The organism is Streptomyces sp. BBFR25 (genome assembly GCF_044590125.1).
Classification (GTDB): Bacteria; Actinomycetota; Actinomycetes; order Streptomycetales; family Streptomycetaceae; genus Streptomyces; species Streptomyces canus_D.
Genome location: NZ_CP172447.1, coordinates 4,658,991 through 4,678,925, shown reverse-complemented (window position 1 = coordinate 4,678,925; position 19,935 = coordinate 4,658,991). Strand labels below are relative to the sequence as shown.

21 protein-coding genes are annotated in these 19,935 nt (G+C 73.9%); 6 read left to right on the top strand and 15 right to left on the bottom strand.

The genetic code is table 11. The features are described from left to right. Positions 1-106 precede the first annotated feature (106 nt). Positions 107-862, top strand: a complete 756-nt coding sequence (locus ACGH52_RS21360; protein ID WP_399941517.1) for an SCO3374 family protein — start codon at positions 107-109, stop codon at positions 860-862. On the opposite strand, the gene ACGH52_RS21355 is transcribed toward ACGH52_RS21360, so the two are convergent. The 10 genes from ACGH52_RS21355 to ACGH52_RS21310 all read right to left on the bottom strand — a co-directional run bounded on the left by ACGH52_RS21355 (position 863) and on the right by ACGH52_RS21310 (position 9,333). Then, complete coding sequence (locus ACGH52_RS21355; protein ID WP_003975458.1) at positions 863-1,198, bottom strand: Lsr2 family protein; 336 nt, start codon at positions 1,196-1,198, stop codon at positions 863-865. 253 nt (positions 1,199-1,451) lie between these two features. Then, positions 1,452-1,961 (bottom strand): amino-acid N-acetyltransferase, encoded by a 510-nt coding sequence (locus tag ACGH52_RS21350; RefSeq protein ID WP_030404798.1) that lies wholly within the window; start codon positions 1,959-1,961, stop codon positions 1,452-1,454. Between the two features lie 9 nt (positions 1,962-1,970). Further along, positions 1,971-2,369 (bottom strand): BlaI/MecI/CopY family transcriptional regulator, encoded by a 399-nt coding sequence (locus tag ACGH52_RS21345; protein ID WP_399946826.1) that lies wholly within the window; start codon positions 2,367-2,369, stop codon positions 1,971-1,973. Positions 2,370-2,528: 159 nt separating this feature from the next. Beyond that, on the bottom strand, positions 2,529-2,708 hold the full coding sequence (locus ACGH52_RS21340) for a hypothetical protein (RefSeq protein WP_059302167.1): 180 nt from the start codon (positions 2,706-2,708) through the stop codon (positions 2,529-2,531). 23 nt (positions 2,709-2,731) lie between these two features. Further along, positions 2,732-3,325 carry a hypothetical protein gene (locus tag ACGH52_RS21335; protein ID WP_399941514.1) on the bottom strand — a complete coding sequence of 198 codons (594 nt, stop codon included), beginning with the start codon at positions 3,323-3,325 and terminating at the stop codon, positions 2,732-2,734. A 454-nt stretch (positions 3,326-3,779) separates the two neighbouring features. Continuing rightward, a complete protein-coding gene (locus ACGH52_RS21330; protein WP_059302165.1) occupies positions 3,780-4,577 on the bottom strand; it encodes a type III pantothenate kinase in 798 nt (265 codons plus the stop codon). A 5-nt stretch (positions 4,578-4,582) separates the two neighbouring features. Continuing rightward, a complete protein-coding gene (gene nadC / locus ACGH52_RS21325; RefSeq protein WP_076974916.1) occupies positions 4,583-5,572 on the bottom strand; it encodes a carboxylating nicotinate-nucleotide diphosphorylase in 990 nt (329 codons plus the stop codon). 4 nt (positions 5,573-5,576) lie between these two features. Beyond that, entirely contained in the window at positions 5,577-7,298 is a 1,722-nt protein-coding gene (locus ACGH52_RS21320; RefSeq protein ID WP_210974249.1) for an L-aspartate oxidase, read from the bottom strand. After that, positions 7,295-8,305, bottom strand: a complete 1,011-nt coding sequence (gene panC / locus ACGH52_RS21315) for a pantoate--beta-alanine ligase (RefSeq protein ID WP_399941510.1) — start codon at positions 8,303-8,305, stop codon at positions 7,295-7,297. The genes ACGH52_RS21320 and panC overlap by 4 nt, the downstream gene beginning before the upstream one ends. After that, complete coding sequence (locus ACGH52_RS21310) at positions 8,302-9,333, bottom strand: DUF2520 domain-containing protein (protein WP_399941507.1); 1,032 nt, start codon at positions 9,331-9,333, stop codon at positions 8,302-8,304. The genes panC and ACGH52_RS21310 overlap by 4 nt, the downstream gene beginning before the upstream one ends. A 214-nt stretch (positions 9,334-9,547) precedes the next feature. Here ACGH52_RS21310 and ACGH52_RS21305 point away from each other — a divergent pair, with 214 nt between their 5' ends. After that, positions 9,548-10,753: a threonine aldolase family protein gene (locus ACGH52_RS21305; protein ID WP_399941504.1), complete on the top strand. Its 1,206-nt coding sequence runs from the start codon at positions 9,548-9,550 to the stop codon at positions 10,751-10,753. 18 nt (positions 10,754-10,771) lie between these two features. On the opposite strand, the gene ACGH52_RS21300 is transcribed toward ACGH52_RS21305, so the two are convergent. After that, positions 10,772-10,987, bottom strand: coding sequence for a hypothetical protein (locus ACGH52_RS21300; protein WP_399941502.1), 216 nt, complete (start codon positions 10,985-10,987; stop codon positions 10,772-10,774). A 163-nt stretch (positions 10,988-11,150) separates the two neighbouring features. Here ACGH52_RS21300 and ACGH52_RS21295 point away from each other — a divergent pair, with 163 nt between their 5' ends. Continuing rightward, the gene (locus tag ACGH52_RS21295; RefSeq protein ID WP_399941499.1) at positions 11,151-12,257 is read left to right on the top strand and encodes a DUF5937 family protein; all 1,107 of its coding nucleotides are present in this window, start codon (positions 11,151-11,153) and stop codon (positions 12,255-12,257) included. Between the two features lie 44 nt (positions 12,258-12,301). Here ACGH52_RS21295 and ACGH52_RS21290 read toward each other — a convergent pair whose 3' ends face one another. Genes ACGH52_RS21290 through ACGH52_RS21280 form a run of 3 tightly spaced genes read right to left on the bottom strand, consistent with a single transcriptional unit; the run spans position 12,302 to position 14,944 of the window. Next, positions 12,302-12,967, bottom strand: a complete 666-nt coding sequence (locus ACGH52_RS21290) for an AAA family ATPase (RefSeq protein ID WP_399941496.1) — start codon at positions 12,965-12,967, stop codon at positions 12,302-12,304. A gap of 40 nt (positions 12,968-13,007) precedes the next feature. Continuing rightward, positions 13,008-13,682, bottom strand: coding sequence for a response regulator transcription factor (locus ACGH52_RS21285; protein ID WP_059302156.1), 675 nt, complete (start codon positions 13,680-13,682; stop codon positions 13,008-13,010). Positions 13,683-13,738: 56 nt separating this feature from the next. After that, positions 13,739-14,944, bottom strand: coding sequence for a sensor histidine kinase (locus tag ACGH52_RS21280; RefSeq protein ID WP_059302155.1), 1,206 nt, complete (start codon positions 14,942-14,944; stop codon positions 13,739-13,741). 118 nt (positions 14,945-15,062) lie between these two features. On the opposite strand from ACGH52_RS21280, the gene ACGH52_RS21275 reads away from it, so the two are divergent. After that, on the top strand, positions 15,063-16,151 hold the full coding sequence (locus ACGH52_RS21275) for an SAM-dependent methyltransferase (protein WP_399941493.1): 1,089 nt from the start codon (positions 15,063-15,065) through the stop codon (positions 16,149-16,151). On the opposite strand, the gene ACGH52_RS21270 is transcribed toward ACGH52_RS21275, so the two are convergent. Beyond that, on the bottom strand, positions 16,116-17,267 hold the full coding sequence (locus ACGH52_RS21270; protein ID WP_121701904.1) for an NADH-quinone oxidoreductase subunit D: 1,152 nt from the start codon (positions 17,265-17,267) through the stop codon (positions 16,116-16,118). The genes ACGH52_RS21275 and ACGH52_RS21270 overlap by 36 nt on opposite strands. A 31-nt stretch (positions 17,268-17,298) precedes the next feature. Between ACGH52_RS21270 and ACGH52_RS21265 the strand changes: the two genes are divergently transcribed. Both ACGH52_RS21265 and ACGH52_RS21260 read left to right on the top strand, forming a co-directional pair. Then, positions 17,299-17,859, top strand: coding sequence for a PH domain-containing protein (locus ACGH52_RS21265; protein ID WP_399941490.1), 561 nt, complete (start codon positions 17,299-17,301; stop codon positions 17,857-17,859). 734 nt (positions 17,860-18,593) lie between these two features. Continuing rightward, a complete protein-coding gene (locus tag ACGH52_RS21260) occupies positions 18,594-19,928 on the top strand; it encodes a PH domain-containing protein (protein WP_399946823.1) in 1,335 nt (444 codons plus the stop codon). Positions 19,929-19,935 lie beyond the last annotated feature (7 nt).

Here is a 19,935-nt window from a genome sequence, read left to right as displayed (position 1 = left end):
TCCCCACACCCCCGCACGCCCCCTCTTGCCACCCTCGTTCAGCACTCTGCGCATTCGGATCGCCACCCAGCGTAACCCGGGGGCTCTTCGGACGGTTGCACTTGGCATGGTTGGCGCCCCGCACCCGGTCCCCCTCGCTCCCGCGTCCCCCGTTGTGCCGTCGCCCCGCCGGCCCACCGGGAACGGCGGCTCGGCAGAGGAGCGGGCGCGGGTGCGGCGGTGGTACGAGAGCGCGCTCGGGTGGCCGACGGTGCCCGGGGAGCCGGTGCGGCTGCGTACGGGCGTGCGCTTCGACGTCCTCGACGTGCCGGCCGAAGCGGGGTACGTGACGCTGGAGCGGCTGGACCGGCAGGACCGACTGGACCGGCCGGTTTGCGCCGGGCGGTCCGGACCTGACGGACGGGACGGGCGGGACGGTGCGGGTGCGCCGGTTCCCGGGTTTCCGGTGGCCGTCCGGGGCGGGCGGATGCTGTTGCTCGTGGCGGCGGGTGCCGCGGAGGAGCTGCCCGGGCTGCTGGAGTGGCTGGAGTGGGGTTCGCTGGCGCTCGACCTGACGGCGGTCGGGACGGGCGGCCTGATGGACGCGCCCCTGGTTCCGGTGTCCGGCCCGGCCGGGCTGCCGCCGCGTCCCCCGGAGCGCGACGGCCTGCGCGGAGCCGCCGTCTGGTTGCGGCCCCCTGAGCCGGGAGGCGAGGTGGAGTCCTCGCTGCCGGCGCTGTCGGTCCCCGGTCGTGCCGGGACCGCCCTCGATCTCGCCCGGCTGGTCCACACGCTGGCCACACAGTGCCACCGCGTCCGACTCACCGCGGGCGGCCCGCCGCGGGTGCGGCCCGCGGTGCGGCCCGTGGTGCGGGTCGAGTGATCAGCCGTTGGCCTGCTCGTACGCCTCGCGGACCTTCGCGGGGACACGGCCGCGGTCGTTGACGTCCCAGCCGTTCTCCTTGGCCCAGGCGCGGATCGCCGCGGTGTCCTGGCTGCCGCCGGAAGCGGCGCGCGCCTTGCCGCGACCGCCCGAGGCACGGCCACCGGTACGGCGGCCACCCTTCAGGTACGGGTCGAGAAGACCGCGCAGCTTGTCCGCGTTGGCGGTGGTGAGGTCGATCTCGTAGGTCTTGCCGTCCAGTGCGAACGTCACGGTCTCGTCTGCCTCGCCGCCGTCGAGGTCATCGACAAGAAGGACCTGAACCTTCTGTGCCACCGGATTTCCTTTCATCGATAACTTGAGGGCCGGGAGTCCGCCGGCGTCCGCCGTATCGCCGTCCCTTGTTATATGCAGTACTGCAGTACGCCGGAAAGCAAACCGCTTTTGCCGGAAAAACACAAACCCCCGGTGGAGACCGGCAGCCCGACTCCGGCCGGAAACATGCGCGTATCGGACATAGGGAACCCGCGAAGGGCATGTCGGTGGAATAAACCTCGAAGGGGCGTGGACGCCTGGTGCTGCCCGGCGATCACAGATGCAGAAGCATCCGGCTGTTGCCCAAGGTGTTCGGTTTCACTCGTTCGAGCCCCAGGAACTCCGCAACGCCCTCGTCATAGGAACGCAGGAGCTCCGCGTACACATCGGTGTCGACGGGTGTCTCCCCGATCTCCACGAAGCCGTGCTTGCCGAAGAAGTCCACTTCGAAGGTCAGACAGAAAACGCGGCGAACACCGAGCCAGCGGGCGGTGTCCAGCAACTTCTCCAGCAGCTTGTGGCCGACGCCCGCGCCCTTCAGACCGGGCTTGACGGCGAGAGTCCGCACTTCCGCGAGGTCTTCCCACATCACGTGCAGCGCGCCGCAGCCGACCACCTCGGCGTTGTCGTCCCGTTCCGCGACCCAGAACTCCTGGATGCTCTCGTAAAGCGTCACCATCGCTTTGTCGAGCAGGATGCGGTCACGGACGTAGGCGTCGAGGAGCCGGCGTACGTCCGGGACATCGCTGGTGCGGGCCCGCCGGACGCTGATGGCATTTGGCATGTGGGGACGCTATCGCTCGCCGCCGTCCGGTACCGCGCCGGGTCCCGGTGCGGGGGTTTCCGGTCCCTGCACGATGCGGATGGCGTCTCCGAGTGCCTGGCGCTGTTCCTCGCTCATCATGCCGAAGAAGGCGACGAGGGCCGCGGCGGGGTTGTCGCTCTGCTGCCAGGCGTCGTTCATGAGTGCGGCGGCGTAGGCGGCGCGAGTGGAGACCGCCTCATATCGATAGGCCCGGCCTTCGGACTCGCGGCGCACCCAGCCCTTCTGATGGAGATTGTCCAAAACGGTCATCACCGTGGTGTACGCGATGGACCGTTCCTGTTGCAGGTCTTCCAGGACTTCTCGAACGGTCACGGGGCGGTTCCACTTCCACACCCTCGTCATGACCGCGTCTTCGAGTTCTCCCAATGGGCGAGGCACGCTTCGAACGATAGTGGGAGATCGGGGCGATCGCGTGCCGGACGTGCGCTTTCGCTGGAAAACGGGCGCAAAAGGGGCGTACGGCTCCTGGGGTGGGAGCCGTACGGGGGGGGGTGGGCCGGGGTGCGCCGTCGGGGTGTCGGCCGGTCAGGCCTTGGGGTGCGGAGACGCCTGCCGGGCGCCCTCCGCCTGCGCGAGGGCGGCGTCGACGACCGCGTCCTCCTTGGCCTTGTTGGCGCCGCCCTGGGTCTTCACGATCACCCGGATCACGCCGATGAAGAAGACGGCCATCACGGCCGGGGGCAGGAGCGCGGAGACGTAGTCCATGGGACCAGGGTAGCCAGGCGCCGTCAGCCGGCCGCGAGGTGGTGCCGGGTGTCCGGGGCGGGCGGGGCCGACGGGGTCGGCGGGGTGGGCTTGCGGCGGGGGAAGACCTCGCCGGGGGTGGGGACGGGGCGCTTGGGGGTGGCCGGGGTGGGCTGGGGGGAGCCCGGCTTCGGGGCGGGCTTCTGCGCGGGGTCCCTGTCCGGCTGCCGGCCGCCGGGCAGGGCGTGGAGGTGGGTGCGCGCGGCGGGGAGCGTGGGGCCGCAGCGGGCCAGGAGGGCGGCCGCCGCGGGGTTGCCGCGCAGGGCGCCCAGGGCGGCGAGGTCGTCCGCGGCGGGGCGGTGGCCGGCGCTCAGTGCCTCGTCCAGGAGTGCGAGGTAGCCGGTGGCGGTGCCGGGGAGGGCGGCGCGGTACCGGGCGAGGTCGGCCACCAGGAAGGCGCGCAGCCTGGCCCCCTCCCGCATCGCCTCGTCGAGCGATTCTGCGAGCTGGAGGCAGTCGTGGGCCTCCTGGGCCGAGACCGGGCTGGGGTTCAGGGCGAGGGCGAGGGCTCGCCGGAGCACGCGCAGCTCCTGAGCACCGAACGCCATGCCGCCGCGGGGTCCGTAGGGCGTGGGCATGCGGTGACGATACGCGCTAATCAGACAAACCCCGCATAGGGGGCATGGGTGTGGCGTGGGTGTGGCGTGTGCGGCCACTCGGATGCGGGTGCCTGCGGCGCCTGTGCGGGATGGGTGGGGGTGCGCGGTGCGCGGTGCGTCCGGCGGGTGGGTCGGGGCCGCGCCGGGGGGTGTCCGTCCTCGGAACGGCGCGGAATCGGTCACTTGAAGAGGCTCGGGGCGTTGACGCGCCAACCGCTGCGGGCGGACACCCCCCGACACGACCCCTGCTCGCCGTACGCGGCTCTCCCGCCGCGTCGCCACGCCGCCTCCCGCCCCAGCTGCGGGCAGTCGTGCCGCTGGGGCGGCACGGGTGGGCGGTGGGGGTACATCCCAGGCCGTTCAGGCACTGGGGGAGGCACCCCGCTACGCCGGGCCGCGCTCCCCACCCCGCGCCCGCACCCGCGCCGGGTGCCTACATGCGGGACACGTTTCGTTCGTACACCAGCCGCAGACCCATCAGCGTCAGCCACGGCTCGTGCTCGTCGATGACCGAGGCCTCGCCCAGCACCATCGGCGCCAGTCCGCCCGTCGCGATGACCGTCACGTCGTCCGGGTCGTCGGCCAGCTCGCGGGCCATGCGGTTGACGACGCCGTCGACCTGGCCGGCGAAGCCGTACACGATGCCGGACTGCATCGCCTCGACCGTGTTCTTGCCGATCACGCTCCGCGGCCGGGCCACCTCGATCTTGCGGAGCTGGGCGCCCTTGACGCCGAGCGCCTCGACCGAGATCTCGATGCCGGGGGCGATGACGCCGCCGACGTACTCCCCGCGCGCGCTGACCGCGTCGAACGTCGTCGCCGTGCCGAAGTCCACGACGATCGCCGGGCCGCCGTACAGCTCGACCGCGGCGACCGCGTTGATGATGCGGTCGGCGCCGACCTCCTTGGGGTGGTCGGTGAGGATCGGGACGCCGGTCTTGACGCCCGGTTCGACCAGGACCGCGGGGACGTCGCCGTAGTAGCGGCGGGTGACCTCGCGCAGTTCGTGCAGGACCGAGGGGACCGTCGCGCAGATGGCGATGCCGTCGATGCCGTCGCCCAGCTCGTCGCCGAGCAGGGGGTGCATGCCCATCAGGCCCTGGAGGAGGACCGCCAGCTCGTCGGCCGTGCGGCGCGAGTCGGTGGAGATGCGCCAGTGCTCGACGATGTCCTCGCCGTCGAAGAGGCCGAGGACGGTGTGGGTGTTGCCTACGTCGATCGTCAGCAGCATGGCGTCTACTCCGCCGCTCGCAGGTCCAGGCCGATGTCCAGGATCGGGGAGCTGTGGGTGAGGGCGCCCACGGCAAGGTAGTCGACGCCCGTGGCCGCGTACGCCTTGGCGTTGGTGAGGGTCAGGCGGCCCGAGGCCTCCAGCGCGGCCCGGCCGGCGACCAGGGCGACCGCCTCCTCGCACTCGTCCGGGGTGAAGTTGTCCAGGAGGATCAGGTCGGCGCCCGCGTCCACGACCTCGCGGAGCTGGTGCAGGGTGTCGACCTCGACCTCGATGGGCACGTCGGGGAAGCTCTCGCGCACGGCGTTGAAGGCCGCGGCGACGCCGCCCGCGGCGACCACGTGGTTGTCCTTGACGAGGGCCGCGTCCGAGAGGGACATGCGGTGGTTGACGCCGCCGCCGCAGCGGACCGCGAACTTCTCCAGGCCGCGCAGGCCCGGCGTCGTCTTGCGGGTGTCGCGGACCTTGGCCTTCGTGCCCTGAAGGGCGTCCGCCCACGCGCGCGTGGCCGACGCGATGCCCGACATGCGGCACAGGAGGTTCAGCGCGCTGCGTTCGGCGGTCAGGATGTCGCGGGTGCGGGTGGTGACGGAGAGCAGCTTCTGGTCCGCCTCCACGCGGTCGCCGTCCTCGACGTGGCGCTCCACCTCGAACTCGTCCGTGCAGACGATCGACAGCACCGCCTCGGCGACCCTGAGGCCCGCCACGACGCCCGCCTCGCGCGCGGTGAAGTCGGCGGTCGCCACGGCGTCCTCGGGGATGGTCGCGACGGTCGTCACGTCCACGCCGCCCGCCAGGTCCTCCTGGATGGCGACGTTCGCGATGTCCTCGACCTCGACCGGGTCGAGTCCGGAGTCCAGCAGGAGCGCCGCGAGGGCCGGGTCGAGGCCGCACTCCATGTAGGCGTCTTCTTCGGTGTCCGCGCCGCAGGCGCAGCCGTCGCCGCAGCCCCCGGTGGAGGCGAGGGGGAGTTCGTTGGGGTCGGAGGGGTTCACTGGGTCACTGCTCCTGGGGACGGTGCGTCGGCTGGGCGCCGTGGACGGTCGGGGGGAATTCTGGCGTGTCCGTGGTGTGCACGGCGAGGGTGCGGTCCGGGTTCAGCCGTACGACGATGTGGCGGCGCCACGCCTGGTCGTCGCGGTCCGCGTGGTCCTCGCGCCAGTGGCAGCCGCGGGTCTCCTCGCGCCGTGCCGCCGCGGCCACCAGGACCCGGGCCACGCACAGGAGGTTGGTGGCTTCCCAGGTGTCGACGCCCGGCTCGGACGTCTTGCCGTTCTCGGACAGGGCCTCGCGGGCCTCGGCGTGCAGGCCCTGCAGCCGGTCGGCCGCGCGCGTGAGGGAGTCCGCCGAGCGCAGGACCCCGGCGCCCTCCGTCATGATCCGCTGGACCGTGAGGCGGGCCTCGGGCGGGAGGAGGGGGTGCTGCGGGTGCTCCGGGTGCGGGAGGGGGGCCGGTACGCGCGCGTGGACCTGCCCGGCCACGATGTCGGCGGCGATGCGTTCGGCGTAGACCAGGCCCTCCAGGAGGGAGTTGGAGGCCAGGCGGTTGGCGCCGTGCACGCCGGTGCAGGCCACCTCGCCGCAGGCGTACAGGCCGGGGACCGTCGTGCGGCCGTGGGCGTCGGTGCGGACGCCGCCGGACGCGTAGTGGGCGGCCGGGGCGACGGGGATCGGCTCGGTGACCGGGTCGATGCCGTGGGCGCGGCAGGCGGCGAGGATCGTGGGGAAGCGGTGCTCCCACATCGCCCTGCCGAAGTGGCGGGCGTCCAGATACATGTGGTCGGCACCGCGCTCCTGCATGCGGCGCGTGATGGCCTTCGCGACGATGTCCCGGGGGGCGAGTTCGGCGAGTTCGTGCTGTCCCAGCATGAAGCGCACGCCGTCCGCGTCCACCAGGTGGGCGCCCTCGCCGCGCACCGCCTCGGAGACCAGGGGCTGCTGGCCCTCGGCGTCCGCGCCCAGGAAGAGGACCGTGGGGTGGAACTGCACGAACTCGAGGTCGCTCACCTCGGCGCCCGCGCGGAGGGCGAGAGCCACCCCGTCGCCGGTGGAGACGGAGGGGTTCGTGGTCGCCGAGAAGACCTGGCCCATGCCGCCGGTGGCGAGGACGACCGCGGGGGCGTGGACCGCCCCGACGCCGTCGTGCTGGCCCTCGCCCATCACGTGCAGGGTGACACCGGCGGTGCGGCCGTCTGCGTCCGTGAGGAGGTCGAGGACCAGGGCGTTCTCGACGGTGCGGATGCCTCGCGCGCGTACCGCCTCGACCAGGGCGCGGGAGATCTCGGCGCCCGTGGCGTCGCCGCCCGCGTGGGCGATGCGGCGGCGGTGGTGGCCGCCCTCGCGGGTGAGGGCCAGGCCGCCCTCGGTGGACTCGTCGAAGTGCGCGCCGGTCGCGATGAGCCGGCGTACGGCGTCGGGGCCCTCGGTGACCAGGATGCGGACCGCTTCCGCGTCGCACAGACCGGCGCCCGCGACCAGGGTGTCGTCCAGGTGCTGCTCGGGGGTGTCGCCCTCGCCGAGGGCCGCGGCGACGCCGCCCTGCGCCCAGCGGGTGGAGCCGTCGTCCAGGCGGGCCTTGGTGACGACGACGGTCCGCAGCCCGGCGGCCTGGCAGCGCAGGGCCGCGGTGAGGCCCGCGACGCCGGAGCCGACGACCACCACGTCGGCGGCGACGGCCCAGCCGGGCGCGGGGGCGTGCAGTCGTATGCCTGTGCTGGTCACGAGGCGGCTCCGAAGGATCCGAAGGTGAGGTGGACGTTGTCGATCAGGCGGGTCGCGCCGACCCGGGCGGCGACGGCGAGGACGGCCTCGCCGGTGTGGTCGTCGCCGATCTCGGTGAAGTCGGCGGGGTCGACCAGGGCGAGGTAGTCCAGCTCCAGGGGCGGGGTGGCGCGGGCGGCGTCGTCCAGCACCAGGCGGGCGGCGTCCCGGACGGCCGCGGCGCTGCCGGGGGCGGAGGTGGCGACGGCGTGCGCGTCGGCCGCCGCGCGGGACTCGCCCAGGGCGTTGAGCGCCTCGGCGCGTGCCCGGGTGGCCGGTACCTCACGGGCCCGCGCGCAGAGCGCCTCCTGGGCGGCGTGCCGGTCCTGACCGGCGAAGAGGGCCTGCGAGAGCGCGAGGGCGGTGCGGCGTTCCGCCGTCGAGAGGTAGCGGTTGCGGCTGGACAGGGCCAGGCCGTCCTCCTCGCGCACGGTGGGGACGCCGACGATCTCCACCCCGAAGTTCAGGTCGCGGACCATGCGGCGGATCAGCGCGAGCTGCTGGGCGTCCTTCTGGCCGTAGAGGGCGAGGTCGGGGCGGGTGAGGTGGAGCAGCTTGGCGACGACGGTGAGCATGCCGTCGAAGTGGCCGGGGCGGGAGGCGCCCTCCAGGCGTTCTCCCATCGGGCCCGCGGTGACGCGCACCTGGGGTTCGCCGCCCGGGTAGACCTCGTCGACGGCGGGGGCGAAGACGGCGTCGGCGCCCGCCCGCCCGGCGATCTCCACGTCGGCGTCCAGGGTGCGCGGGTAGCGGTCCAGGTCCTCGCCCGCGCCGAACTGGAGGGGGTTCACGAAGACCGTGACGACGACCTCGCCTTCGGGGCCCGCGAGGCCGCGCGCCGTGCGGATCAGGGTGGCGTGGCCCTCGTGCAGGGCGCCCATGGTCATCACGACGGCCCGGCGGCCGTGCCGCACGCGCGCGTGCAGCTCGTCCGCGGTGCGGAGCAGGACGGGCGGGGTGGTGGTCATCGGGCGCCTCCGTCGGTGCCGTCGGGGCGTTCGGGGCCTTCGGGGCCGTTGGGGCCGTCGGGGCCTTCGGGGTCAGGGGTTCCATCGGGGGCTTCGGTGCCGGTGGCGGCTCTCGTGGCTCCTGTGGCTCCGTCGGCGAGTACCCCGAGCAGGTCCTCGGCGAGTTCGGCCTTCAGGAGCCCGTGGTCCAGGGCGCGGTCGGCGGTCGCGCGGGCCATCGCAAGGTAGCCCGCGACGGCCTGGGGAGCGTGTGCGCGCAGCTCCACGATGTGCGCGGCGACCGTGCCCGCGTCCCCGCGCGCGACGGGGCCGGTGAGGGCCGCGTCGCCGGAGCGCAGGGCGTTGTCGAGGGAGGCGCCGAGCAGCGGGCCGAGCATCCGGTCGGGGGCCGCCACGCCGGCCGTGCGCAGCAGCTCCATGGACTGGGCGACCAGGGTGACCAGGTGGTTGGAGCCCAGGGCCAGTGCTGCGTGGTAGAGCGGGCGCCGGTCCTCGGCGATCCACTCCGGCTCGCCGCCCATCTCGATGACCAGGGCCTCGGCGGCCAGCCGCAGTTCCTCGGGCGCGGTGACGCCGAAGGAGCAGCCGGCCAGGCGCTGGACGTCCACCGGGGTGCCGGTGAAGGTCATCGCCGGGTGCAGGGCCAGGGGCAGGGCACCGGCGCGCAGCGCGGGGTCCAGGACCCGCGCGCCGTACCGCCCGGAGGTGTGCACCAGCAGCTGGCCCGGACGCACCGCCCCGGTCTCGGCGAGCCCGGTCACCAGGCCGGGCAGGGCGTCGTCGGGGACGGTCAGCAGGACCAGCTCGGCGCGCTGGAGGACTTCCGCGGGCCTCATGAGCGGCACGTCGGGCAGGAGGGCGGCGGCACGCCTCCTGGAGGCTTCGGAGACCCCGGAGACGGCCACCGGGCGGTGCCCGGCGAGCTGGAGCGACGCGGCCAGCGCGGGGCCCACCCGTCCGGCGCCGACGACGCCTACGGTGAGCCGCGCGGGGCGGTCCTTGGGGTCTGGCGGTGGAGTTGTGTTCACGCGACGACGGCCTTCCCGTTCCAGTCCGCTCGGGGTACCGGACGATTTCTCGTCATGTTAACGCGATCGGTCCGGACGGCGTCCGGTTGTCCACAGGCTGTGGGTTTCCGTGCGGCGGCGGGGCACACGTCCGGCCGCGCGCGTGAGGGCCCCGTTTCGGGGCGGGCGAGGAAACCGCGTGCCCGCGGCGACGTCCGCGCGGCATGATCCCGGCATGAGCGATACGACGGCACAGACGGAGCAGACGGACCGGACGGCGCAGGCGGAACCGGTGGGTGACCCGACGGCGGAACGGAGCGGGCTGCTGCGTGCGCGCCGCGTGGCCGCGCACCGCGGCGCACGGCGCGTGCTCGCGTGCCCCGGTTTCAGCACGACCGTGCGGGAGCGGCTCGCCCTGCTGGACGGCGCGGACGGACTGTACGACCTCGACCAGCCGTCCGACATGTACGGCAACGGCATCGTGGAGGCGCTGGAGGAGAAGGCCGCCGCCCTGCTCGGCACCGAGGCCGCCGCCTTCTTCCCGACCGGCACCATGGCCCAGCAGGTGGCGCTGCGCTGCTGGGCGGGCCGCACCGGCAACCCGGTCGTCGCCCTGCACGGGCTCAGCCACCCCGAGATGCACGAGCGCAACGCCTTCAGCCGGGTGAGCGGACTGCGCCCGGTGCGGGTGACGAGCGAGCCCCGGCTGCCGACCGCCGACGAGGTGCGCGACTTCCCGGAACCGTTCGGGGCGCTGATGCTGGAGCTGCCCCTGAGGGAGGCCGGTTTCGTCCTGCCGACCTGGGAGGAGCTGACCGAGGTCGTGGAGGCCGCGCGGGAACGCGACGCGGTGGTCCATTTCGACGGAGCCCGGCTGTGGGAGTCCACCGTCCACTTCGGCCGTCCGCTGGCCGAGATCGCCGGGCTCGCGGACAGCGTGTACGTCTCGTTCTACAAGTCCCTCAAGGGCTACGGCGGTGCCGCCCTGGCCGGTCCCCGGACGCTGGTCGAGGAGGCCAGAACCTGGCGGCACCGGTACGGCGGCGAGGTGTTCCAGCAGTTCCCCACGGTGCTGTCGGCGCTGTCCGGCCTGGAGCGCGAGCTGCCCCGGCTGCCCGCGTACGTGGCCCACGCGCGCGTGGTGGCCGCCGCGCTGCGCGAGGGCTTCGCGGCGGCCGGGCTGCCGTGGGCGCGGGTGCACCCGGAGGTGCCGCACACGCACGAGTTCCAGGTCTGGCTGCCCTACGACGCCGATGCCGTCGGCGAGGCCGCGGTCCGGCACGCCGAGGAGACGGGGACCATGCTCTTCTCCCGAGGCTGGTCCACCCCCGGCCCGGGGATGGCCGTCACCGAGGTCTCGGTCGACGAGTCGGGCCTGGAGTGGACGGCCGACGACGTGCGGTCCGCGGTCGCCGACTTCGCCGCACGGCTGACGACCTGACGCGGGACACCCGGCCGGTCAGCCCAGGGCCCGCGGCCACAGGGACCACCACCTGCGCAGGGCCCGCCGTACCCGGCCCCGCGCGGGGCGGCCGGCGAGCACGGCCTGGAACTGGCGGCGGTCGTGCCACTCGCGCACGACCTGCCAGTCGTTGGCGCCGGGCGCGGGTGGCGCGGGCTCGCCGAGCTGCCGGGCGCGGTAGGTGTCGAGGAGGTACTGCTGCGTGATGCTCATGGCGGATCGCCTCCGTCGTGAAGACGCGAACGTCGGGAAGGGAGGGGCTCCGCGGCTGCCCCGGTGACCCCAGACTGCTCCCGTCCGCGCGCGCGGTCGCGCCGATTGACGGCGGCGGTCAATCGGCGGCCGCGTTGTCAGTGGCGGCGTGCACCATGGGGGCATGAGCGTGCGCATCGACATCACGGGGCTGCGGCCGGAGAGGGTCGCCGTCGTGCCCTCCCCGCTGGCCGAGCTGGGCATGGCGCTGCACGCGCTGTCCGAGCCGGGGCACCACCCGGGGCTGCAGGGCTGGGCGACCGGCGTGACGGCCCGGCTCGACTCGCATCTGGCCGACCGGATGTGCGAGGCCGACTTCCTGTGGCGGACGACGTTCTCGGACCTGTTCATGCCGTTCGCCGGGGTGCCGGGCCGCAGCACCCTGCCCGGCGCCACCCTCGCCGACGACCTGGACCTGCTCGACAAGCTGACCGACGAGCAGTTCGTCGACGCGGCCCTGGAGTTCACCTGCGCGCTGCCGTACAGCACGGGTGGGGTCTCGGCGCTGGACGACCCCGAGGTGCGCAGGCGGGCGCTGGACCTGGCGGCCGCGCGGGGACCGCAGCAGCTGCGTTTCAGCGAGCGGTTGCTGGCCGATCCGCCGCGGATCCGGGACTGGCTGCGGCAGTTCGCGCGGGACTGCGACGAGGCGTTCTTCGCGGAGGCCTGGTCCCGGCTCCACCACCAGCTCGCGGCGGACGCCCGGCACAAGACGGACCTGCTGCGTCACAAGGGCCTCGCCGAGGCGCTGGCCGCCGTCTCCCCGGCGGTGTCGCTGGACGAGGGCAACGCGCGGATCATCGTCGACAAGCTGGGCGACGGCCGTTCGGCGACGGCGGACGGCGGCCTGCTGCTGGTCCCGACCAGCCTGGGCTGGCCGCACCTGATGGTCCTGCACCGGCACGCCTGGCAGCCGGTGCTGCACTACCCGGTCGGCTCCCCCGAGCTGGCCTCACCGCCCTCGGTCGAGCAGCTCACGATGCGGATGACCGCACTCTCCCACCCCGTCCGGATGCGGATCTGCCGGTACCTGGCCCGCAGTGCGTACACCACGGGCGAGCTGGCCCAGGTGCACGGCATGACGGCGCCGGAGATATCCCGGCACCTGGGCGTTCTGAAGAAGGCCGGACTGATCACCACCCGGCGCCGGGGCCGTTACGTGCTGTACCAGCTGGACGTCACGGTGGTGGCCCGGCTGGGCAGCGACTTCCTGGAGGGGATTCTGCGCTAGGTCCGGTCCGGCGGATCAGGCCGCGGGGTGCGCGGGCCGCCCGGTCAGTCGACCCGGATGTGCCGGATGCCGACCCCCGCCTGCCGCATCCGGGTGCGCAGCGGGCCCTCGTTGTTGGGCTTCAGGGTGAGTCCCGCGAGGACGGCGATGCGGTCGGCGGTCTTCGGCACGCTCGTGTGGTCCGTCCACAGGTGCTCGGCGAACTCCGGCTCGGCGAGCCGCTCCAGGCAGTGGTCGAGCTGCCGCACGGCCCAGCTCTCCCGGCGCGGCCCGCTCCCCGCGCCCTTCCCCGTCACATACCGCAGGGCGTGTCCGAGGCCGCGCTCGCGCAGCCGCCGCAGGACGGTCTCGCGTTCGGCGAGGAGGGTGAAGTGATGGACGTCGTGGCCCAGTTCGCGCAGTCGGCCGACGGTCTCCGCGAAGTACCCGGAGTCGGTGACCGTCATGGGCGCGATGACGACGCCGTCGTGTCCGGTGAGGGCCAGGTCCAGCACCTCCACGACCCCCTGCCGCCAGGAGACCAGGTCCTGGAAGTCCTCGATCAGCGGCCTTGGGCCGCGGGCCCCCCGCAGCTCGGGCGGCAGCATGCGGCGCAGACCGAAACCGGCGTGCTCGGGGTCGCAGACGACGCTGCCGGGCAGCCTGCGCCGTATCTCGTGCGCGGTCTGCGTTTTCCCGCCCCCGAAAGGGCCGTTGATCCACAGGAGCATGCGCAGACCCTACCGACGCGGAGCCCTCCGCACAGGCCCGTCAGCCCTGTCCGCCGCCGGCCCGCACCAGCCCGGTCTCGTAGGCGAGGACCACCACCTGCACGCGGTCGCGCAGGCCCAGCTTGGTCAGGATGCGGCCCACGTGCGTCTTGACGGTCGCCTCCGACAGCACGAGCCGCGCCGCGATCTCGCCGTTGGACATGCCCTGGGCCACCAGCACCATCACCTCGCGCTCCCGCTCGGTGAGCCGCTGCAGCTCCTTCTGCCGGGGCTCCTGCCCGGTGGCGGGCAGCATCGGCGCGAACCGGTCCAGGAGCCGCCGGGTGGTGGAGGGCGCGACCACCGCGTCGCCGCTGTGCACGGAGCGGATCGCGGCGAGCAGTTCGCCGGGCGGCACGTCCTTGAGCATGAAGCCGGAGGCGCCCGCCTTCAGCGCCGAGAACGCGTACTCGTCGAGGTCGAAGGTGGTCAGGATCAGCACCTTCGGCGCGTTCGGGTCCACGCAGATCCGGCTGGTGGTCTCCACGCCGTCGAGCTTGGGCATGCGGACGTCCATCAGGACGACGTCCACGGCGGTGGCGCGCAGCACCTGGAGCGCCTCGACGCCGTCGCCCGCCTCCGCGACGACCTCCATGTCCGGCTGGGCCGCCAGCACCATCCGGAACCCGGTGCGCAGCAGCACCTGGTCGTCGACGAGCATCACGCGGATCGCCATCGGGGCCTCTTCTTCCTTACAGGTGTCAACGTCGTACGTGCGTGGGGGCGCGGTGGTCAGGGTGAGGGCTTCAGCGGCAGCAGCGCACTGATGCGGAATCCTCCGCCCGGACGCGGGCCCGCGTCCAGGGTTCCGCCGACCATGCCGATCCGCTCGCGCATGCCGATCAGTCCGTGGCCCTGGCCGTCGAAGCCGCCCTCCTCGTACAGCTCGTGCGGGGCGCCCTTGCCGTCGTCCTCGATGAGCAGCCCGAGCCCGTCGTCGAAGTAGACCAGGCGCACGCTCGCGCCCGCGTTCTCGCCCCCGTGCTTGCGCGTGTTGGTCAGCGCCTCCTGCACGATGCGGTACGCGGTCAGCTCCACGCCGCTGGGCAGTTGCCGGGGGGTGCCCTCGACCTTGAAGTCGACCGGCAGCCCGGAGGTGCGGCACTGCTCGACGAGGTCCTCGATCTGCTCGACGTCGGGCTGCGGAACGTACTCCCCGGCCTCCTTGTGCTCGCCGGTGCGCAGCACGCCGAGCAGGCGGCGCATCTCCGCGAGCGCCTGCCGGCCGGTGGAGGAGATCGTCTCCAGGGCCTTCTTCGCCTGGTCGGGTGCCGCGTCCAGGACGTAGGCGGCGCCGTCGGCCTGCACCACCATGACGGAGACGTTGTGCGCGACGACGTCGTGCAGCTCACGGGCGATCCGGGCGCGCTCGGCGGCGACCGCGACCTTGGCCTGTGCCTCGCGCTCCTTCTCCAGCCGGGTCGCGCGCTCCTCCAGCTGCGCGAAGTACGCGCGCCGGGTGCGGACGGAGTCGCCGAGCACCCAGGCGAGGGCGAAGGGAACCGCCTGGAAGACCGTCACGGCGATGGTGGTGCCCATGCCCAGCTCGCTGTCGGTCCAGCGCAGCTGGGACAGGGGCGCCGCGCACAGGCCGGTGACCAGCGCGGTCCTGGAGGCCCAGCGGGCGCCGGTCGCGGCCACGGTGTAGATGATCACCAGGAAGGCGAAGTCGGCGGGCATCGTCGAGACGTCGAAGACCAGTTGCCCCACGCCGAGTGCGACGGCGAGCAGCAGCATCCGCTCCGGCGCCCGCTGGCGCAGCGCGATCACGAGACTGAGCAGCACCACGAAGGGGACGATCAGCGCCACGTTGTCCGTGCCGTCCACCCGCGTCCCCGGGGCCACCGAGGTGACCAGGGAGATTCCGAGCACGACGAGGGCCCAGAAGGAGTCGACACCGGTCGGGTGTCTGCGGAGGAAGTCGTAGAGGCGCTGCACGTAACCCAGCGTAGGGAAGTGGAATAGGTGCAGGGGTCAACCGGAGGGCCGATCCGCATCGTCCGCGCATACTCCGCAAGGTGGAGGCTCCGCTCTTCTGTGCCCCTAGCCTGGGTCTGTGACACCAGGGACGGCAGGGTTCAGAGGGTCTCCAGGGACGCATGAGCAGTGGCGGGGCTGGCGGGAGGCCACGCACGAGGCCCTCTACGGACCGGAAGGCTTCTACCGCGTGGGGCCCGAGGGTCCCGCCGGTCACTTCCGGACGTCCGTGCACGCGTCGCCGCTGTTCGCGGGGGCCGTGGCGCGGCTGCTGTGCCGCGTCGACGAGGCGCTGGGCCGGCCCGCGGTGCTGGACTTCGTGGACATGGCGGCCGGACGGGGCGAGCTGGTCACCGGGGTGCTGGCGGCCCTGCCCGCCGAGGTGGCCGCCCGCACGCGCGCGTACGCCGTCGAGGTCGCCGCCCGCGCGGAGGGCCTCGACCACCGGATCGGGTGGCTCCGCGAGCCGCCGCGGGGCCTGACCGGGCTGCTGTTCGCCAACGAGTGGCTGGACAACGTGCCGGTGGAGGTGGCGGAGGTGGACGCCGCGGGCGTGGCGCGCCGGGTGCTGGTGCGGGACGACGGGGCCGAGCGGCTCGGGGAGCCGGTGGCCGGGGCGGAGGCCGAGTGGCTGGCCCGGTGGTGGCCGCTGACCGGCGAGGAGGGGCTGCGGGCGGAGATCGGGCTCCCCCGCGACGAGGCCTGGGCGTCGGCCGTGGCGGCGCTGGACGCCGGGCTCGCGGTGGCCGCCGACTACGCGCACACCAGGGCCGCCCGACCGCCGTTCGGGACGCTCACGGGGTTCCGGGAGGGGCGGGAGACGGAGCCGGTGCCCGACGGGTCGTGCGACATCACCGCACACGTGGCACTGGACGCGTGCGCGACCGCCCACACCGCGAGGTGCGCTCCGGAGCACGCGCCCCCGGATGCGCTCATGCGCCCCCAGCGCGAAGTCCTGCACGCCCTCGGGGTCACCGGCGCACGCCCCCCGCTCGCGCTGGCCTCCACCGATCCGGCGGCGTACGTACGCGCCCTCGCGAGCGCTTCCCAGGCCGCCGAGCTGACCGCGCCGGGCGGCCTCGGCGACTTCTGGTGGCTGCTCCAGCCGGTGGGCTCCCTCGACGCCGCCGCGCTACTTGTCGATGTCGCCGACCACGAAGAACAGTGACCCCAGGATCGCCACCATGTCCGCGACCAGCGTCCCGGGCAGCAGGTGCGCCAGCGCCTGGATGTTGTTGTACGACGCCGAGCGCAGCTTCAGCCGGTACGGGGTCTTCTCGCCCTTGCTGACCAGGTAGTAGCCGTTGATGCCGAGCGGGTTCTCGGTCCAGGCGTAGGTGTGGCCCTCGGGCGCCTTCAGCACCTTCGGGAGCCGCTGGTTCACCGGCCCCGGCGCCAGCCCCGCGAGGCGGTCCAGGCAGGCGTCGGCGAGGTCGAGGGCGTTGTGCGTCTGCTCCAGGAGGCACTCGAAGCGGGCCAGGCAGTCGCCCTCGGTACGGGTGACGACCTTGAGGGTGTCCTGGAGTTCGCCGTAGGCGAGGTACGGCTCGTCGCGGCGCAGGTCGAAGTCGACGCCGGAGGCGCGCGCGATCGGTCCGCTGACGCCGTAGGCGTGCACGGCCTCGGCGGACATCTCGCCCACGCCCCGCGTGCGCCCGCGGAAGATCTCGTTGCCCAGCACCAGGTCGTCGAAGACGTCCATGCGCGAGCGCACGGCGGCGACGGCGCCCCGCGCGCGCGTGGTCCAGCCCGCCGGGAGGTCCTCCTTGAGGCCGCCGACGCGGTTGAACATGTAGTGCATGCGCCCGCCGGAGACCTCCTCCATCACGTTCTGGAGGACCTCCCGCTCCCGGAAGGCGTAGAAGACCGGGGTGATGCCGCCCAGCTCCAGCGGGTACGAACCGAGGAACATCAGGTGGTTGAGCACCCGGTTCAGCTCGGCCAGCAGGGTGCGCGTCCACACCGCGCGCGGGGGGACCTCCATGCCGAGCATCCGCTCGACGGCGAGGACGACGCCCAGCTCGTTGGAGAAGGCCGACAGCCAGTCGTGGCGGTTGGCCAGCATGATGATCTGACGGTAGTCACGGGCCTCGAACAGCTTCTCCGCGCCGCGGTGCATGTAGCCGATCACCGGCTCCGCGCTCGTGATGCGCTCGCCGTCCAGAACCAGCTTGAGCCGCAGCACGCCGTGGGTGGACGGGTGCTGGGGCCCGATGTTGAGCACCATGTCGGTGCTCTCCGCGGCACCGCCGATTCCGACCGTGGTCTCCGTCGTAGGAGTCATGGACACAGTCTCCCCTACGTACGCTGGCCCCATGGAGACGGGGAGCCCGGACGACACGGGCACGGCGGGCACGGCGGGGGCGGCGCACGCGGCGGACCGGGCGGGCCCGGCGGCGGTTCCGGCGCGGGAGGAGCCGGTGTGGACCGGCCTGCCGCCGGGACTGCTGCACATGCGGCGACTGCTGCTGGTGGTGTGGCTCGGCCTGCTGACGCTCGCCGCGGGTGTGCTGCCCGCGCTGTTCCTGGCCCCCGTCTGGTCCGCCCTGGCGCTCCTGCCGCTGGCCCTGCTGGCCTGGGGCTGGGTGATGCTGGGGCGCAACTGGCGCTCCTGGCGGTACGCCGAGCGCGCCGACGACCTGCTGATCGACCGGGGCGTGCTGTGGCGGGAGGAGACCGTCGTCCCGTACGGCCGCATGCAGCTGGTCGAGGTGACCTCCGGGCCGGTCGAGCGGCACTTCGGCCTGGCCAGCGTGCAACTGCACACGGCCGCCGCCGCGACCGACGCCACCATCCCCGGCCTCGACCCGGCCGAGGCGGAACGCCTCCGCGACCGCCTCACCGAACTGGGCGAGGCCCGATCGGCGGGCCTGTGACCGGGCCCGGGGCCGGAAAGGACACGGCCGAGGACGGCACGAGGGGACGCCCGGACGGCACGAGCGGACCGACGGACGGCACGCCGAGCCGCCCCGGACACGACACACCCCAGCCCCCGGACGACACGACGGAACGCCCGGACGGCACGAGCGGACCGGCGGACGGCACCCGACAGCCCGGCCCGGCGAGCGCCGCCGCGGGCGAGGACGGCACTCCGAGCCACCCCAGCCACGACACACCCCGGCCCCCGGACGACACGACGGAACGCCCGGACGGCACGAGCGGGCCGACGGACGACACTCGGCAGCCCGGCCCGGCAAGCGCCGCCGCGGGCGAGGACGGCACTCCGAGCCACCCCAGCCACGACACACCCCGGCACTCGGACGACGCGAGGGGGCCGGCGGGCGGCACCCGGCAGCTCGGCCCGGCGAGCGCCGCCGCAGGCGAGGACAGCACGCCGAGCCACCCCGACCACGACACACCCCGGCCCCCGGACGACACGACGGAACGCCCGGACGGCGCGAGCGGGCCGGCGGGCGGCACAAGCGGACCGGCGGACGGCACTCGGCAGCCCGGCCCGGCAAGCGCCACCGCCGGCGAGGACAGCACGCCGAGCCACCCCGGCCACGACACACCCCGGCCCTCGAACCGCACGCCCACCCCCGACGCCCTCCCGACGAGCGCAGACGGCGCGAGCGGTCGACCGGACGGCACCGCCGCCGGACCCGGCCCGGTGGAAAGAGGCACCGGCACCGAGACGTCCCCGCCCGCCGACGGTGTCGTGGAGCGGCGCCTGCACCCCGTCACGCCCCTGCGGCGGGCGTGGGCGCCGGTCGCCGTGCTCATCGGGTGGGCCGTGCACGATCCCGACCAGGCGCAGCGCCAGCTGACTCGGCTGACCACGACCCACCTGCTGATCGGCCTCGCCGTACTGATCCCGGCCGCCGCCCTCTACGGCTTCCTCACCTGGTGGTTCACCCACTACGCGGTGACCGACACCGAGCTGCGGATCCGCACCGGACTCCTGTTCCGGCGCACCGCGCACATCCGCCTCGAACGCATCCAGGCGATCGACATCACCCAGCCCCTGCTGGCCCGGGTCGCGGGGGTCGCCAAGCTCAAGCTCGACGTCATAGGCACCGGCAAGAAGGACGAACTGGCCTTCCTGGGCGCCGACGAGGCGCGTGCGCTGCGGGCCGAGCTGCTCGCGCGCGCGGCGGGCTTCGCACCCGAGACCGCGCACGAGGTCGGCGAGGCTCCCGCACGGCAGCTGCTCCGGGTGCCGCCGGGCGTTCTCGCCGTATCCCTCCTGCTGACCGGCGCGACCTGGGGCACGCTGCTCGCCGCCGCCGTCGTACCGACACTGCTGTGGCTGGCCACCCACAACCTGTGGACGGTGCTGGCGACCGCCCTGCCCCTGGTGGGCGCCGCGGGCGCGAGCAGCGCGGGCCGGTTCGTCGGGGAGTACGACTGGACGGTGGCCGAGTCCCCGGACGGGCTCCGCATCGACCACGGGCTGCTGGACCGCACCCACGAGACGGTGCCGCCGGGCCGGGTGCAGACCGTGCGCCTGGTGGAGCCGCTGCTGTGGCGGCGCCGCCGCTGGGTACGGGTTGAGCTGGACGTGGCCGGGTCGTCCAACTCGGTCCTGCTGCCGGTCGCCCCGCGCGAGATCGCCGAGTCGGTCGTCGCGCGCGTGCTGCCCGGGACGACGGTGCCGGGGGGACCGGAGCTGTCCCGCCCGCCGCGCCGGGCGGCCCGCTGCCGCCCCCTGTGGTGGCGCGGCCACGGACTCGCCGTCACCGACGCGGTCTTCGCCGCCCGGTACGGCCTGCTGCGCCGCAGCCTGGCGCTGGTGCCGCACGCCAAGGTCCAGAGCGTCCGCCTCACGCAGGGGCCCTGGCGGCGCGCCCTGCGGCTGGCCGACGTCCGGGTGGACACGGGGGCCAACAAGACCGTGACGGCCCGCCTGCGCGACGCGGACGAGGCCGCGCAGCTGCTGCGGAGCCAGGCGGAACGGTCCAGGACCGGCCGCCGGGACGCCCCGCCGGACCGCTGGATGGCCTGAAACCGGC

What these genes read in the sequence shown, in the direction of transcription:
- ACGH52_RS21360 (WP_399941517.1), top strand. Translation starts at nt 107, where the DNA reads ATGGTTGGCGCCCCGCACCCGGTCCCCCTCGCTCCCGCGTCCCCCGTT.
- ACGH52_RS21350 (WP_030404798.1), bottom strand. Translation starts at nt 1,961, where the DNA reads ATGCCAAATGCCATCAGCGTCCGGCGGGCCCGCACCAGCGATGTCCCG.
- ACGH52_RS21340 (WP_059302167.1), bottom strand. Translation starts at nt 2,708, where the DNA reads ATGGACTACGTCTCCGCGCTCCTGCCCCCGGCCGTGATGGCCGTCTTC.
- ACGH52_RS21335 (WP_399941514.1), bottom strand. Translation starts at nt 3,325, where the DNA reads ATGCCCACGCCCTACGGACCCCGCGGCGGCATGGCGTTCGGTGCTCAG.
- ACGH52_RS21330 (WP_059302165.1), bottom strand. Translation starts at nt 4,577, where the DNA reads ATGCTGCTGACGATCGACGTAGGCAACACCCACACCGTCCTCGGCCTC.
- panC (WP_399941510.1), bottom strand. Translation starts at nt 8,305, where the DNA reads ATGACCACCACCCCGCCCGTCCTGCTCCGCACCGCGGACGAGCTGCAC.
- ACGH52_RS21305 (WP_399941504.1), top strand. Translation starts at nt 9,548, where the DNA reads ATGAGCGATACGACGGCACAGACGGAGCAGACGGACCGGACGGCGCAG.
- ACGH52_RS21300 (WP_399941502.1), bottom strand. Translation starts at nt 10,987, where the DNA reads ATGAGCATCACGCAGCAGTACCTCCTCGACACCTACCGCGCCCGGCAG.
- ACGH52_RS21295 (WP_399941499.1), top strand. Translation starts at nt 11,151, where the DNA reads ATGAGCGTGCGCATCGACATCACGGGGCTGCGGCCGGAGAGGGTCGCC.
- ACGH52_RS21290 (WP_399941496.1), bottom strand. Translation starts at nt 12,967, where the DNA reads ATGCTCCTGTGGATCAACGGCCCTTTCGGGGGCGGGAAAACGCAGACC.
- ACGH52_RS21285 (WP_059302156.1), bottom strand. Translation starts at nt 13,682, where the DNA reads ATGGCGATCCGCGTGATGCTCGTCGACGACCAGGTGCTGCTGCGCACC.
- ACGH52_RS21270 (WP_121701904.1), bottom strand. Translation starts at nt 17,267, where the DNA reads ATGACTCCTACGACGGAGACCACGGTCGGAATCGGCGGTGCCGCGGAG.
- ACGH52_RS21265 (WP_399941490.1), top strand. Translation starts at nt 17,299, where the DNA reads ATGGAGACGGGGAGCCCGGACGACACGGGCACGGCGGGCACGGCGGGG.